The organism is Citrobacter sp. Marseille-Q3906, from assembly GCF_916618775.1.
Taxonomy (GTDB): Bacteria; Pseudomonadota; Gammaproteobacteria; order Enterobacterales; family Enterobacteriaceae; genus Citrobacter; species Citrobacter murliniae.
This window is the reverse complement of sequence record NZ_CAKAKA010000002.1, coordinates 940,401-954,231: the sequence shown is the minus strand read 5'-3', so window position 1 is coordinate 954,231 and position 13,831 is coordinate 940,401. Positions and strand designations below refer to the sequence as shown.

17 protein-coding genes are annotated in these 13,831 nt (G+C 49.5%); 12 read left to right on the top strand and 5 right to left on the bottom strand.

Features of this window, described 5'->3' with window-relative positions; all coding sequences use genetic code 11:
- Positions 1 to 224: 224 nt before the first annotated feature.
- From LG384_RS08710 to rimJ, 3 genes are read right to left on the bottom strand one after another with little or no spacing between them, the layout of a single operon-like run.
- Positions 225 to 1,148 (bottom strand): Gfo/Idh/MocA family protein, encoded by a 924-nt coding sequence (locus tag LG384_RS08710; RefSeq protein WP_048221662.1) that lies wholly within the window; start codon positions 1,146 to 1,148, stop codon positions 225 to 227.
- A gap of 1 nt (position 1,149) precedes the next feature.
- Positions 1,150 to 1,797, bottom strand: a complete 648-nt coding sequence (locus LG384_RS08705; RefSeq protein ID WP_200011897.1) for a YceH family protein — start codon at positions 1,795 to 1,797, stop codon at positions 1,150 to 1,152.
- A 35-nt stretch (positions 1,798 to 1,832) separates the two neighbouring features.
- Positions 1,833 to 2,417 (bottom strand): ribosomal protein S5-alanine N-acetyltransferase, encoded by a 585-nt coding sequence (rimJ, locus tag LG384_RS08700; RefSeq protein WP_045441640.1) that lies wholly within the window; start codon positions 2,415 to 2,417, stop codon positions 1,833 to 1,835.
- Between the two features lie 259 nt (positions 2,418 to 2,676).
- Here rimJ and mdtH point away from each other — a divergent pair, with 259 nt between their 5' ends.
- From mdtH to LG384_RS08655, 9 genes are all read left to right on the top strand, one after another.
- On the top strand, positions 2,677 to 3,885 hold the full coding sequence (gene mdtH / locus LG384_RS08695; RefSeq protein WP_045441637.1) for a multidrug efflux MFS transporter MdtH: 1,209 nt from the start codon (positions 2,677 to 2,679) through the stop codon (positions 3,883 to 3,885).
- A 115-nt stretch (positions 3,886 to 4,000) separates the two neighbouring features.
- A complete protein-coding gene (locus LG384_RS08690) occupies positions 4,001 to 4,561 on the top strand; it encodes a lipoprotein (RefSeq protein WP_045441634.1) in 561 nt (186 codons plus the stop codon).
- Between the two features lie 104 nt (positions 4,562 to 4,665).
- Positions 4,666 to 5,712 (top strand): dihydroorotase, encoded by a 1,047-nt coding sequence (gene pyrC / locus LG384_RS08685; RefSeq protein ID WP_200011899.1) that lies wholly within the window; start codon positions 4,666 to 4,668, stop codon positions 5,710 to 5,712.
- A gap of 75 nt (positions 5,713 to 5,787) precedes the next feature.
- Positions 5,788 to 6,033 (top strand): DNA damage-inducible protein I, encoded by a 246-nt coding sequence (gene dinI / locus LG384_RS08680; protein WP_045441628.1) that lies wholly within the window; start codon positions 5,788 to 5,790, stop codon positions 6,031 to 6,033.
- Between the two features lie 340 nt (positions 6,034 to 6,373).
- The gene (gene bssS, locus LG384_RS08675; RefSeq protein WP_003036154.1) at positions 6,374 to 6,628 is read left to right on the top strand and encodes a biofilm formation regulator BssS; all 255 of its coding nucleotides are present in this window, start codon (positions 6,374 to 6,376) and stop codon (positions 6,626 to 6,628) included.
- Positions 6,629 to 6,742: 114 nt separating this feature from the next.
- Positions 6,743 to 7,861: an N-methyl-L-tryptophan oxidase gene (gene solA / locus LG384_RS08670; protein WP_045441622.1), complete on the top strand. Its 1,119-nt coding sequence runs from the start codon at positions 6,743 to 6,745 to the stop codon at positions 7,859 to 7,861.
- 50 nt (positions 7,862 to 7,911) lie between these two features.
- Complete coding sequence (locus LG384_RS08665) at positions 7,912 to 8,025, top strand: YceO family protein (protein WP_003846814.1); 114 nt, start codon at positions 7,912 to 7,914, stop codon at positions 8,023 to 8,025.
- A 262-nt stretch (positions 8,026 to 8,287) separates the two neighbouring features.
- Entirely contained in the window at positions 8,288 to 8,854 is a 567-nt protein-coding gene (locus LG384_RS08660; protein ID WP_048221666.1) for a cytochrome b, read from the top strand.
- A 1-nt stretch (position 8,855) separates the two neighbouring features.
- A complete protein-coding gene (locus tag LG384_RS08655; RefSeq protein WP_045441607.1) occupies positions 8,856 to 9,431 on the top strand; it encodes a YceI family protein in 576 nt (191 codons plus the stop codon).
- A 77-nt stretch (positions 9,432 to 9,508) separates the two neighbouring features.
- Here LG384_RS08655 and LG384_RS08650 read toward each other — a convergent pair whose 3' ends face one another.
- Positions 9,509 to 10,561 (bottom strand): rhodanese-related sulfurtransferase, encoded by a 1,053-nt coding sequence (locus tag LG384_RS08650; RefSeq protein WP_045441604.1) that lies wholly within the window; start codon positions 10,559 to 10,561, stop codon positions 9,509 to 9,511.
- 220 nt (positions 10,562 to 10,781) lie between these two features.
- Between LG384_RS08650 and LG384_RS08645 the strand changes: the two genes are divergently transcribed.
- The 3 genes from LG384_RS08645 to LG384_RS08635 all read left to right on the top strand — a co-directional run bounded on the left by LG384_RS08645 (position 10,782) and on the right by LG384_RS08635 (position 13,537).
- Positions 10,782 to 11,702: a Kdo(2)-lipid IV(A) acyltransferase gene (locus LG384_RS08645; RefSeq protein WP_225760758.1), complete on the top strand. Its 921-nt coding sequence runs from the start codon at positions 10,782 to 10,784 to the stop codon at positions 11,700 to 11,702.
- Positions 11,703 to 11,857: 155 nt separating this feature from the next.
- A complete protein-coding gene (gene mdtG, locus LG384_RS08640) occupies positions 11,858 to 13,078 on the top strand; it encodes a multidrug efflux MFS transporter MdtG (RefSeq protein ID WP_045441598.1) in 1,221 nt (406 codons plus the stop codon).
- Positions 13,079 to 13,159: 81 nt separating this feature from the next.
- Positions 13,160 to 13,537, top strand: coding sequence for a MysB family protein (locus LG384_RS08635; RefSeq protein WP_225760757.1), 378 nt, complete (start codon positions 13,160 to 13,162; stop codon positions 13,535 to 13,537).
- Here LG384_RS08635 and LG384_RS08630 read toward each other — a convergent pair whose 3' ends face one another.
- Entirely contained in the window at positions 13,538 to 13,765 is a 228-nt protein-coding gene (locus tag LG384_RS08630; RefSeq protein ID WP_045449561.1) for a YceK/YidQ family lipoprotein, read from the bottom strand.
- Positions 13,766 to 13,831 lie beyond the last annotated feature (66 nt).

Below are 13,831 nucleotides of genomic sequence, written 5' to 3'. Positions count from 1 at the left end.
GACCCTGGAGCAAAACCCCGCATGGCGAAACCGTAGACCAGATAACGCATTTAAGCGGTCATCCGGCAACATCACCGCACCCGATGGAGACGCATAAACGTCTTATCAGGCAAACAGTTCACCCTACAGGTTGCCATCATTCACTGTTAGAAAGAGGAGTTATTTTGAGTGGGCATATAGTACCTGGATTACAATGAATTACTACCGCCAGATGTTACAGGGGGTTATTCAGCCATGGCATCCCGCCACAGCTTTTCGACCACGCGCTGAGCCAGAATCGCCTGTTCACCCGCCGTCTCAGGAACCGTCTGATTTTGCACGCATTCAATAAAGTGACGCGCGCATCCGGCAAAGCCACGTTGTTCCAGGGTTGTTTGCCAGCCTGGAACCGGCTTGTGTACTACGCCCTGTCCACGCTCCTCACGCCATTCCCGCATATCAGTAACGTCTATTAATCCTCCGTTCATCACCACCTGTACACTTTCTCGTTGGCTGCCCGCCCGACGATGCATACTGGTGGTTACTTGCACCTGACCCGCAGAAAAATGGTGTTCGGCATAAAGCATCGCCCCGGATTCGTTGGTCAACAGCGTACCGCTATTTATCAAAGCCTCTCCCCCGGACAGCCACAGCGCGGTGTCCACGACGTGCAGATAATCATCCAACAGCGTAAAACGCAGATCGTGCGGCCCAACACTATCCGTACGATGCTTGTCCATTCTGACAGAGGCAGCATCACCTAACTGCGCTTTTAAATCCCGGTAAAGCGGCGCAAACCGGCGATTGAAACCCACCATCAGCGTCAGTTTTTTCCGCGCCGCGAGTGCCACCAGTTGTTCAGCATCGCGCAAATTTTCCGCTAGGGGTTTATCCACGCAAACATGGATCCCGGCATTAAGCAATTCACTCACCACAGCATAATGTGTTGCGGTACTGGAATGGACAAAAACGGCATCGCAGGTTGCCGCCAGATTCGCCAGTGAATCAACGTATGGCATCCGCCAGGTTTCGCAAATACGCTCTGCTTTTTCCCGCGAAGGTGACCAGGCTCCCTGTAGTGTCCACTCCGGAGCCGCGCCAAGGACGGGTAACCAGGCTTTTTGCGCAATGCCGCCCAGCCCGACAACACCGATACGTAATTTTTTCACATTAGTCTCCCAGATGCGCCAGTAGCGAATCGAGCCGCTGTTTTAGCTCTGCCACTTCAGTTTCCAGCGCCTCGACGCGCGCCTGCAAACCACCAGAAGCAGCCGGAGATTCATCTGCCGTTGCGATCGGCTCATCAACTTCACCGCAAAACAGGTGCATATAACGGCTTTCGCGCTTACCGGGTTCACGTGCCAGACGGACAACATAAGGACCATCTTCACGGGTGGCCAGTGTCTCCAGAGTCGATTCAACTTCTGCCATGTCACTGAATTCATACATACGGGATGCTCGACTACGCAACTCTCCGGGCGTTTGTGCGCCGCGCAATAATAACGTCGTAATTAACGCCACTTCTCCTGCACTGAGCTTCAGGTTGCCAAACTCTGAGTTACAAAAGCGTTGCTCGTATTTGGTTACGCGATTACCAAACCCGCTTACGGTACGCAGAAAATGCCGTTTAACCAGGTTATCCAGTTGGTCCTGCACTTCCGATTCCGACAGGTTCATCACCGGTTCACGATTGGTTTTTTGATTGCAGGCGGTCACAACGCCATTCACGGAGAGCGGATACTGTTCTGGCGTTGTTACCTGCTTTTCCAGCAGACAGCCAATCACGCGGGCTTCGGTGGCGGTTAATTCGTATTTCATCGTCTTCTCCATTAATCAGCCAATACAGCTGAAACTTAGCGACCCGGGGTCCATTCTGATGTTGTCAACGCTGTTAGCACGTGATCGCGCCACTGCCCGTCAATCAGCAGGTAGTCTTTTGCATACCCTTCTTTTTCAAAACCAAGCCGCGCCAGCAAATCGCCGCTACGTTTATTATGTGGCATGTAATTCGCCATAATGCGGTGAATATGCTGTGAGCGCTGCATATAACGAATGGCCGCGGTTAAGGCTTCATACATCAGCCCCTGTCCCTGCCACTTCTGCGCAATGGAATAACCGAGATAACATGCATGAAAAGATCCACGCACGACGTTAGAGAAGTTCGCGACGCCGATGATCTCTTTCTCTTCTGGATCGAGCAACGCAAAATAATAAGCAGACCCTTGTTTATGAAATTCAGAGATCATACTCAGACGCGCCTGCCAGCCAGAAGGATAACAGTGGCTTTCATCGCGAACAGGTTCCCAGGGTTTTAAGAAATGACGATTTTCTGCGTAATAATCTGCCAGACGCCAGGCATCACGCTCATGCACTAAACGCACGACCAGGCGGTCCGTGGTTAAGCGCACTTTTGGCACGTTACTGCGATAGCCAAACATTCTATACCTACTCCTTCCCGTAACGTCTTCAATACGCTATTTGCGATACTATACCTGTGCAAATACACCCTGTGAAAAGAGCAAAACATCATTTTTTGAATTATTCACACATTTTGATGAAAACTCTCTATCAAGACTGGCTTTTGATAAAAAAATATTGTTTCCCCAGGGGTGGGAAAAGATCAGACGACACCGCAGAATAGGAGGTGCTTATCTTTTAAACTCTAATCAGAGTGACGAGTTTTTCCCTGGAGGGGAAATGTCGCAAGTTTCGCAGGCGAGGAACCTGGGTAAATATTTCCTGCTCATCGATAATATGTTGGTCGTACTGGGTTTCTTCGTCGTATTCCCGTTGATCTCTATTCGTTTCGTCGACCAAATGGGCTGGGCTGCCGTAATGGTTGGTATTGCACTTGGATTACGCCAATTTATTCAGCAAGGGCTGGGTATTTTTGGCGGAGCGATTGCAGACCGTTTTGGTGCAAAACCGATGATTGTCACCGGCATGCTGATGCGCGCCGCCGGATTCGCCACTATGGGGATTGCCCATGAACCCTGGCTGCTGTGGTTTTCCTGTTTTCTCTCCGGATTAGGCGGCACACTGTTCGATCCTCCCCGCTCCGCGCTGGTGGTCAAACTGATCCGCCCGGAAAAACGTGGGCGTTTCTTCTCTATCCTGATGATGCAGGATAGTGCCGGCGCGGTCGTTGGTGCGTTACTCGGAAGCTGGCTGCTACAGTACGACTTCCGACTGGTATGCGCCACGGGCGCGATTTTGTTTGTCCTGTGCGCAGCCTTTAATGCCTGGCTTCTCCCCGCGTGGAAACTGTCGACGGTGAAAATTCCGGTACGCGAAGGGATGAGTCACGTGATGCATGACAAGCGATTTGTCACCTATGTCCTGACATTAGCGGGTTATTACATGCTGGCGGTGCAGGTCATGCTGATGCTACCGATTATGGTTAACGATATTGCGGGTTCACCGTCCGCCGTGAAATGGATGTATGCCATTGAAGCATGCCTCTCCTTAACGCTGCTCTACCCGATTGCTCGCTGGAGTGAAAAGCGTTTTCGCCTGGAACACCGCCTGATGGCCGGTTTGTTGGTGATGTCTCTCAGTATGATGCCCATTGGTCTGGTCGGTAATTTACAGCAGCTTTTCACTCTGATCTGTACGTTCTATATCGGTTCCATTATTGCGGAACCAGCGCGGGAAACGCTCAGCGCATCGCTGGCGAATGCGCGGGCTCGGGGGAGTTACATGGGCTTTAGTCGGCTGGGATTAGCTATCGGCGGCGCAATAGGTTACATCGGCGGCGGCTGGTTGTTTGACATGGGCAAAGCGTTGTCGCAACCCGAACTGCCATGGATGATGCTCGGGGTTATCGGCCTTATCACTTTTCTGGCTCTGGGCTGGCAGTTCAGCCACAAACGCACATCACGCGGTATGCTGGAGCCAGGTGCCTGATATTTAGCCAGCCGCATGGACACATTTTCAGTTTTTTCTGCTGGTGTCCGGCGTGCTGGTACTAGATGCTGCTTTGTGTCACGATTACGCCACAAGCATCATGTTGAGGAACCCCATGAAAAAGTTTTTTTTTGCCGCTGCACTAATTGTCGGCGGCCTGTTGGTTGGTTGTAATCAACTCACGCAATACACGGTTAGCGAGCAAGAAATTAATCAGGCGCTGGCGAAACACAATAACTTTTCTAAAGACATTGGCTTGCCCGGTGTTGCTGAAGCACATATTGTTCTGAGCAATCTCGCCAGTCAGATCGGTCGCGAAGAGCCGAATAAAGTGACCCTGACCGGTGATGCCAATCTGGATATGAACTCCCTGTTTGGCAGTCAGAAAGCGACCATGAAGCTGAAGTTAAAAGCATTGCCGGTCTTCAACAAAGAAAAAGGCGCTATCTATCTGCAAGAGATGGAAGTTGTTGATGCAACCGTCACACCGGAAAAAATGCAATCGGTTCTGCAAACCCTGATGCCTTATTTAAACCAGTCGCTGCGGAATTATTTCAATCAGCAACCGGCTTATATTCTGCGAGAAGACAGCAGTAACGGCGAAGCGCTGGCGAAAAAGCTGGCCAAAGGTATTGAGGTGAAACCGGGAGAAATAATCATTCCGTTTACCGATTAATAAAAAAGAGGGTGCATCAGCACCCTTTTTTTCGTGCAAACGAAAACGTTTCCGCTTATCCTTTGTTTCCGGCAAAAATGACTATCCTCAGCCGGAGCATATTGATGACTGCACCATCCCAGGTTTTAAAGATCCGCCGCCCAGACGACTGGCATCTTCACTTTCGCGATGGCGACATGTTAAAAACTGTCGTGCCCTATACCAGTGAAATTTATGGGCGCGCGATTGTCATGCCCAACCTGGCACCGCCTGTCACTACGGTTGACGCCGCTATCGCGTACCGTCAGCGCATTCTTGACGCGGTGCCTGCCGGTCACGATTTCACCCCATTAATGACCTGCTACTTAACGGATACGCTGGATCCCAATGAGCTGGAGCGCGGATTCAAAGAGGGTGTATTCACTGCAGCCAAACTCTATCCGGCGAATGCCACCACCAACTCCACACACGGCGTGACATCTATTGATGCCATCATGCCAGTGCTGGAGCGGATGGAAAAACTCGGCATGCCATTGCTGGTACATGGCGAAGTGACCCATGCGGACATCGATATTTTTGATCGCGAAGCGCGCTTTATTGAAACTGTGATGGAGCCATTGCGTCAGCGCCTGACCACGCTGAAAGTCGTGTTTGAACATATCACCACCAAAGATGCAGCAGAGTACGTGCGTGACGGGAATGAATTCCTCGCAGCAACGATAACGCCACAGCATTTAATGTTTAACCGCAACCATATGCTGGTAGGCGGAATTCGCCCGCATCTGTATTGCTTACCGATCCTCAAGCGTAACATCCACCAGCAGGCGCTGCGTGAACTGGTCGCCAGCGGTTTTACCCGCGCATTCCTTGGCACTGACTCGGCACCACATGCACGTCATCGCAAAGAGTCCAGTTGCGGCTGCGCGGGTTGTTTTAATGCACCTACCGCGCTGGGCAGTTATGCCACCGTATTCGAAGAGATGAATGCTCTGGCCCATTTTGAAGCCTTCTGCTCGCTTAATGGCCCTCGATTCTACGGGCTGCCGGTTAACGAAACCTTTATTGAACTGGTTAGAATTGAACAGCAGGTACCGGAGAGCATCGCGCTTGAAGATGACACACTGGTCCCCTTCCTCGGCGGAGAAACGGTACGCTGGTCTGTAAAAAGCTAAAAAAAATATAGCCAACTGTTGTCAATTACTGAAGTTAACTGTATAAATAACCAGTATATTCAACAGGGGGCTATTATGCGTATTGAAGTCACTATTGCTAAAACTTCACCTTTGCCTGCCGGTGCGATTGACGCCCTGGCAGGTGAACTCTCCCGCCGTATTAACCATCATTTCCCGGATAACGAAGGTAATGTCACCGTTCGTTATGCCACCGCAAACAATCTGTCGGTCATTGGCGCGACCAAAGAGGACAAAGAACGCATCAGCGAGATCCTGCAGGAAACATGGGAAAGCGCAGATGACTGGTTCATCAATGAATAATAAATGATATGCAGTGATGTTTATTTGCCGGGTCGCCCCGGCTTTTTTACACACATTGCCTTTTAATCAATAGCGTAATCCTGCTACCAAAACGGGTAACGTTTATTTACGCAACTGATTATCTTTTAGCCTGAGCATCAAAATAACTGCATAACATGCCAAAAAAATATGAATAAGGTGCCGATTTATTGTTCGGATAACACTTAAAACATAAAATTTATGCGTCTCCCTCTTTAAATTTCCAGTGAATACCCATATTTATTGATATACTGAAGTTGCTTCAGAAAAAACGCATTGAACCTCGAAAACCGTTGTCTAGTAACACGAATTAGGGGGCATGATGGAAAAGAATAATGAAGTCATTCAGACTCATCCGCTTGTAGGATGGGACATCAGCACCGTTGATAGCTATGATGCGCTGATGCTGCGTTTGCACTACCAGACCCCGAATCGTCCGGACCCAGATGGGACTGAAGTTGGTCAAACGCTCTGGTTAACCACTGATGTTGCCAGGCAATTTATTTCGATATTAGAAGCAGGAATCGCCAAAATTGAATCAGGCGATTACCAGGTGAATGAGTATCAGCGTCATTAAATCTGATGCACCCAACCATCAAAAGGCACCTTAACGGTGCCTTTCTTATTTCCTGGTTGAATAATGCTGGTCAGTTATTTACCCTGCAACTATCGCGATTGCAGAGAGAAGCGGATGAAATACGACTTAATCATTATTGGCAGCGGTTCCGTGGGTGCCGCAGCTGGATACTATGCCACTCGCGCCGGTCTGAATGTTCTGATGATCGATGCACATATGCCACCACATCAACAGGGCAGCCACCACGGCGACACACGATTAATTCGTCATGCGTATGGCGAAGGCGAAAAATACGTTCCGCTGGTACTGCGTGCGCAGACATTGTGGGATGAACTCTCCACGCAAAATGAAGAACCCGTGTTTGTCCGTTCAGGTGTTATCAACCTCGGCCCGGCAGATTCAACCTTCTTATCTAACGTGGCGCAAAGCGCAAAACAGTGGCAGCTAAACGTTGAGCAACTGGACGCAGCCGCGATTATGGCGCGCTGGCCCGAAATCCGTGTACCTGAAAACTATATTGGCTTGTTTGAAGCAGAGTCAGGTTTTTTACGCAGTGAGCTAGCCATTAAAACCTGGATCCGTCTGGCTGAGGAAGCAGGCTGTGCACAGCTATTTAAATGTCCTGTCACCGCAATTCATCATCATGATGATGGCGTCACGGTTGAAACAGCGGACGGAGACTACCATGCTAAAAAAGCGCTGATTAGCACCGGAACCTGGGTTCAGGCACTGGTGCCTGAACTGCCAATACAACCGGTGCGCAAAGTGTTTGCATGGTACCAGGCAGACGGGCGCTACAGCATTAAAAACAAATTCCCGGCATTTACCGGTGAGTTGCCGAATGGCGATCAGTATTACGGTTTCCCGGCTGAAAATGACGAGCTGAAGATTGGTAAACATAACGGCGGGCAGATCATCCATTCCGCCGAAGAGCGTAAACCGTTTGCCGCAGTTGCCAGCGATGGTTCCGAAGCTTTCCCATTCCTGCGTACTATTCTGCCCGGTGTTGGATGTTGCCTGCATGGTGCGTCCTGCACTTACGATAACTCTCCGGACGAAGACTTTATTATCGATACGCTGCCAGAGCATGACAATACGCTAATCATTACCGGGTTGAGCGGTCATGGCTTCAAATTTGCCTCCGTGTTGGGGGAGATCGCTGCGGATTTCGCCCAGGACAAACCGTCAGCCTTTGACCTGTCCCCGTTCAAACTTACCCGTTTTAAACAATAATCACTAAATGGCCTCTCTGTGAGGCCATTTCTATTTAAGGAATACTTTTGATGCGTCGCATCTTTCATTACCTGGTTAATAATATTCGCGAGCATTTTATGCTCTACATTATTTTATGGTCACTGCTGGCCATTATGGACGTTATATATATTATGTTTTTCTGACCAAAGAATACTGACAGTAATTGACAAAAATTTAGAATTTCTTAATTTTCATTGCAATAAACTGAATAACAAACAAACCAACAAACATCCTTAAATTAAGCCATAATCTGCCCACTCACACTAATCCGCTGATGTTTACCTTGTAAATAAATCAAATTTATTGAATTAAAAATAAATATCATCACCATTGTTATTTATTAGTTGCATTAATGTCTTTTTCACGCCATTTTCATTCACTCCTGTAATATCTATCGGTGTGTTTATGCAATTCAATAATAGTCCACAGCGCTATGGCGTCGTATCTGCGACATTACACTGGGTGATTGCTATTGCCGTGTATGGCATGTTTGGTTTGGGTTTATGGATGGTAACACTCAGCTATTACGATGGCTGGTACCACCAGGCCCCGGAACTGCATAAAAGCATCGGTGTACTCCTCATGATGGGGTTGGTCATCCGCATTGCCTGGCGGATTTTCTCCCCTCCGCCCCCGGCGCTGAAAAGCTATTCCCGTTTAACTCGCCTCGCTGCGGCACTGGGCCACCTCGCGTTATATATCCTGCTGTTTTCTATTGTGATCAGCGGTTATCTGATTTCTACCGCTGACGGTAAAGCTATCAGTGTTTTTGGCTGGTTTGAAATTCCCGCCACGCTCGCTAACGCGGGAGCACAGGCCGATCTTGCCGGTAGTCTGCATCTTTGGCTGGCCTGGAGCGTAGTGGTTTTATCCCTTCTGCATGGCCTGATGGCCCTGAAACATCACTTTATCGATAACGACGATACCCTTAATCGCATGTTGGGAAGATCGTCATCTGACTCTGGAGCATAAAATGAAGAAAAGCCTGCTGGGGCTCGCCCTCACCTCTCTGTTATTCACCACCGGTTCTGCAATCGCGGCAGATTACAAAATCGACAAAGAGGGACAACATGCCTTTGTTAATTTCCGTATTCAGCATCTGGGATACAGCTGGCTGTACGGCACATTTAAAGACTTCGATGGCTCGTTTACCTTCGACGAGAAAAATCCTGCCGCCGATAAAGTAAATGTCACCATTAACACCAACAGCGTTGACACCAATCACGCTGAACGTGATAAACACCTGCGAAGCGCAGATTTCCTCAATGTCGCTAAATTTCCACAGGCGACCTTCACCTCTACCAGCGTGAAGAAAGAGGGTAACGAGCTTGATATCACCGGGAATCTGACCCTTAACGGCGTGACCAAACCGGTAACGCTGGATGCGAAGCTGATAGGACAAGGTGGCGATCCGTGGGGTGGTACGCGCGCAGGTTTTGAAGCTCAAGGAAAAATTAAGCTGAAAGATTTCAACATCACCACCGATCTCGGCCCTGCTTCGCAGGAAGTCGATTTAATCATTTCGGTGGAAGGCGTACAGCAGAAGTAATTGTTCGCGCGTCTTATCCGGCCTGCAAAGTGAGTTTTGCATGCCGGATAAGACTTTATGTCCCATGCGGCACAATGTTATGACGCTGGATCCGGAATACCCAGTTTCGTATTCAGGCGACCACGAGATTTATTGAAGATTTTATTGCCATTTTCGCGACCAGCACGACGGCGGCGTTGTTCTTCTTCTGGCAATTCACTTTCTTCACAGCACAGTTCGCTGCAGCAGCCTTTATACTTGCCTGCACATGCCGGGCACTGAATAAACAGCAAATGGCAGCCATCATTTTTACAATTAGTATGGCTGTCGCATGCCACACCACATTGATGACAATGCGCGATCACATCTTCAGAGATTCGCTCTCCCATACGTTCATCAAATACAAAATTTTTGCCGATAAAACGCACGGGTAGCCCCTGCTCACGCGCTTTACGCGCATATTCAATAATGCCACCCTCAATGTGCCATACTTTGCTGAATCCGTTGTGTTTCATCCAGGCACTGGCCTTCTCACAACGAATTCCACCTGTGCAGTACATCACTATTTTTTTATCTTTATGTTCCTGCATCATTTCGACGGCTTTCGGCAGTTGATCGCGGAAAGTGTCTGCAGGAATTTCCAGCGCATTATCGAAGTGGCCAACCTCGTATTCATAGTGGTTGCGCATATCAATAAATACCGCGTCTGGATCGTCGAGCATGGCGTTCACTTCTGCAGCTTTCAGGTAATCACCAACATTGCTGGCGTCAAAGCCAGGATCATCGATACCATCAGCCACAATTCGATCACGGACCTTCATGCGCAGTACCCAGAATGATTTTCCGTCATCATCCAGTGCAATATTCAGACGAAGTCCGGCAAATGCAGGGTCAAAAGCGTAAAGTTGATCGCGGAATCTCTCAACATTACTTTGCGGCACGCTGATTTGTGCGTTAATCCCTTCATGCGCAAGATAAACCCGTCCGAAGACATTTAACGCGGTGAACATCTGGTACAGCGCATCACGCGTGTGCTGAGGCTCGACGATGTTGAAGTATTTATAGAACGAGATTGTCGTTCGCGGCTCAGACTCTGCCAGCATCCTGGCTTTGAGCGCGTCATTCGAAATGCGGTTGTGTAACACTGGCATGGTGTACGTATCCTGCAGGAAGTAAAAATTGAAAATCGGCCGGCATCATAAAGCAAACATCGCCAATTTACATCCACACATTTTACGCTACATTTCATACTTCACGATAAAAACACAACAACAAATGATGATTTAATGACCGTTCCTGCGTCACAAATTTTTGATACGCGCGAAAAAATGCGACAATACAGGGAATTGGTCGTTTAAAGACAGGATAGACATGACGAATTTACCCAAGTTCTCGACTGCATTATTGCATCCACGTTATTGGTTAACCTGGGCAGGTATTGGTATCCTTTGGTTGATCGTGCAGTTACCCTATCCGCTCCTCTATAAGTTAGGCTGTGCATTAGGTCACCTGGCATTACGTGTAATGAAGCGTCGGGCAAAGATTGTTTCCCGGAATCTCGAGCTGTGCTTCCCGCAGATGAGTGAACAGGAACGCCAGCAGATGGTGGCAAAAAACTTCGAATCTGTAGGTATGGGCGTGATAGAAACCGGAATGGCCTGGTTTTGGTCCGATCGCCGAATTTCACGCTGGACTGAAGTTATCGGAATGGAACATATCCGTGACGTTCAGGCGCAGAAGCGAGGGATCCTGCTTGTCGGACTGCACTTTCTGACGCTTGAGCTAGGTGCTCGTCAGTTTGGCTTACAGGAACCCGGGATCGGCGTTTATCGCCCCAATGACAACCCGCTTCTCGACTGGCTACAAACCTGGGGGCGTATGCGCTCCAATAAATCAATGCTCGATCGCAAAGACCTGAAAGGGATGATCAAAGCGCTGAAAAAAGGTGAAGTGGTCTGGTATGCGCCGGATCATGACTACGGTCCGCGATCCAGCGTATTTGTTCCTCTGTTTGCCGTTGAACAAGCCGCAACGACCTCCGGGACCTGGATGCTTTCACGTCTGTCCAATGCATGTCTGGTACCGTTTGTTCCCCGCCGTAAACCCGACGGCAAAGGGTACCAACTGATTATGCTGCCTCCGGAATGTTCCCCACCTCTGGACGACGCAGAGACCACTGCTGCCTGGATGAATACAATTGTTGAGAAGTGCATCATGATGGCACCGGAGCAATATATGTGGCTACACCGTCGCTTTAAAACACGTCCTGAAGGTGCCCCTTCCCTTTACTGAAACGCCTTGCAGCCCGCCGGGCTGCAACACCTCAGATAACCTCTTTAGGTTTAACTGCTATCCGCATTGCAGCGCCTATAAACCAGGCGCATAATTAGCCTGCTTACTTAATATTCAAACAATAGCGCAAACAGCGCGCCACACTGCGGATCGCTATGTCACCCTCTGATGTCCCCATAAACTGGAAACGCAATCTCACTGTTGCCTGGCTGGGTTGTTTCCTGACCGGCGCGGCATTTAGCCTGGTCATGCCCTTCTTACCGCTCTATGTCGAAAATCTGGGCGTGACGGGTCATAGCGCCTTAAATATGTGGTCAGGCCTGGTCTTTAGCATCACTTTTCTCTTTTCTGCTATCGCCTCACCTTTCTGGGGGGGGCTTGCTGACAGAAAAGGCAGAAAAATAATGCTATTGCGTTCAGCGCTGGGCATGGCGATCGTGATGCTGTTAATGGGGCTGGCGCAAAATATCTGGCAGTTCCTTGTCCTGCGCGCCCTGCTCGGACTTCTGGGGGGATTCATTCCCAACGCCAATGCCCTGATCGCCACGCAGGTTCCGCGCAATAAAAGCGGCTGGGCGCTGGGTACACTTTCCACCGGGGGCGTCAGTGGCGCCCTGCTTGGCCCACTGGCTGGCGGGTTACTCGCCGACCATTTTGGGCTGCGTCCAGTTTTCTTCATTACCGCCAGCGTACTACTGCTTTGTTTTATTCTGACGTTATTTTTTATCCGTGAGAATTTCCGGCCGGTGAGTAAGAAAGAAATGCTGCATATGCGGGAGGTCGTCGCTTCATTAAAGAATCCTAAGCTGGTATTGAGCCTGTTTGTCACGACGTTGATCATTCAGGTAGCGACTGGCTCTATTGCACCTATTCTGACGTTGTATGTACGCGAACTTGCCGGTAACGTCAGCAACATCGCCTTTATCAGCGGGATGATTGCCTCAGTTCCTGGCGTGGCGGCCCTGCTTAGTGCACCCAGGCTCGGCAAGTTAGGCGACAGAATTGGCCCGGAGAAAATCCTGATTGTCGCATTGGTTATTTCAGTGCTGCTACTGATCCCAATGTCATTAGTACAGACGCCGTGGCAGCTTGGCGTTCTGCGCTTTTTACTCGGCGCTGCCGACGGTGCTCTGCTACCTGCCGTACAAACCCTGCTGGTCTATAACTCAACTAACCAGATAGCCGGGCGAATATTCAGCTATAACCAGTCATTTCGGGATATTGGCAACGTGACAGGGCCACTGATGGGGGCCGCTATATCGGCAAACTATGGTTTCCGTGCCGTTTTCTGTGTGACTGCGGGCATCGTATTATTCAACGCCATCTATTCGTGGAACAGTCTGCGCCGCCGCCGAGATGCTCAGGTCCCAGGATGATTTTTACGCATTAATACTTGCTATATCAGAGAATCAACTATTATTTTCCTGAATACCTCATTAAATCAAAGGGAGACTCTGATGACTATGTATGCCACGCTGGAAGAAGCCATTGATGCAGCCCGTGAAGAGTTTCTGGCTGATAACCCCGATCTTGAACCTGACGAAGCCAGTATTCAGCAACTGAACGTACAAAAATACGTACTACAGGATGGCGACATCATGTGGCAGGCCGAATTTTTCGCTGACGAAGATGACGAAGGTGGCGAATGTCTGCCAATGCTGAGCGGCGAAGCGGCGCAAAGCGTTTTTGATGGCGATTATGATGAGATTGAAATTCGCCAGGAATGGCAGGAAGAAAACACCCTCCACGAATGGGATGAGGGGGAATTCCAGCTTGAACCGCCCCTTGATACAGAAGAAGGTCAGACAGCAGCAGATGAATGGGATGAGCGATAATTACTCATAAGGCCCATGGTGGATATCGAGTGGCAGCAGCAGCGTATCAAACACCAGCGAAAATGGCAGGTCGAGGATGGTGACGTAACGCCACGCCGAGTCCCGGACATCCCACTGGACGCCAGGATAGTATTGATTGCCGTGCCCCTGCCCCGGGATCGTCCGGCTAATAATACTGCCACATCCGCTCAGGAGTAAGACCATTATTCCAACAACCAGTATTCGCACCTGATACCTCATGACCTTTTGTATTCAGTATAAAAAAATACCGGCCCGGGGCCGGTATTTTCACGT

Excerpts from the sequence above, each read along its gene's own strand:
- LG384_RS08645 (WP_225760758.1), top strand. The coding sequence starts at position 10,782 with ATGACGAATTTACCCAAGTTCTCGACTGCATTATTGCATCCACGTTAT.
- mdtH (WP_045441637.1), top strand. The coding sequence starts at position 2,677 with ATGTCGCAAGTTTCGCAGGCGAGGAACCTGGGTAAATATTTCCTGCTC.
- mdtG (WP_045441598.1), top strand. The coding sequence starts at position 11,858 with ATGTCACCCTCTGATGTCCCCATAAACTGGAAACGCAATCTCACTGTT.
- rimJ (WP_045441640.1), bottom strand. The coding sequence starts at position 2,417 with ATGTTTGGCTATCGCAGTAACGTGCCAAAAGTGCGCTTAACCACGGAC.
- LG384_RS08635 (WP_225760757.1), top strand. The coding sequence starts at position 13,160 with ATGACTATGTATGCCACGCTGGAAGAAGCCATTGATGCAGCCCGTGAA.
- LG384_RS08660 (WP_048221666.1), top strand. The coding sequence starts at position 8,288 with ATGCAATTCAATAATAGTCCACAGCGCTATGGCGTCGTATCTGCGACA.
- bssS (WP_003036154.1), top strand. The coding sequence starts at position 6,374 with ATGGAAAAGAATAATGAAGTCATTCAGACTCATCCGCTTGTAGGATGG.
- LG384_RS08690 (WP_045441634.1), top strand. The coding sequence starts at position 4,001 with ATGAAAAAGTTTTTTTTTGCCGCTGCACTAATTGTCGGCGGCCTGTTG.
- LG384_RS08650 (WP_045441604.1), bottom strand. The coding sequence starts at position 10,561 with ATGCCAGTGTTACACAACCGCATTTCGAATGACGCGCTCAAAGCCAGG.
- LG384_RS08665 (WP_003846814.1), top strand. The coding sequence starts at position 7,912 with ATGCGTCGCATCTTTCATTACCTGGTTAATAATATTCGCGAGCATTTT.
- LG384_RS08655 (WP_045441607.1), top strand. The coding sequence starts at position 8,856 with ATGAAGAAAAGCCTGCTGGGGCTCGCCCTCACCTCTCTGTTATTCACC.
- pyrC (WP_200011899.1), top strand. The coding sequence starts at position 4,666 with ATGACTGCACCATCCCAGGTTTTAAAGATCCGCCGCCCAGACGACTGG.
- LG384_RS08705 (WP_200011897.1), bottom strand. The coding sequence starts at position 1,797 with ATGAAATACGAATTAACCGCCACCGAAGCCCGCGTGATTGGCTGTCTG.
- solA (WP_045441622.1), top strand. The coding sequence starts at position 6,743 with ATGAAATACGACTTAATCATTATTGGCAGCGGTTCCGTGGGTGCCGCA.
- dinI (WP_045441628.1), top strand. The coding sequence starts at position 5,788 with ATGCGTATTGAAGTCACTATTGCTAAAACTTCACCTTTGCCTGCCGGT.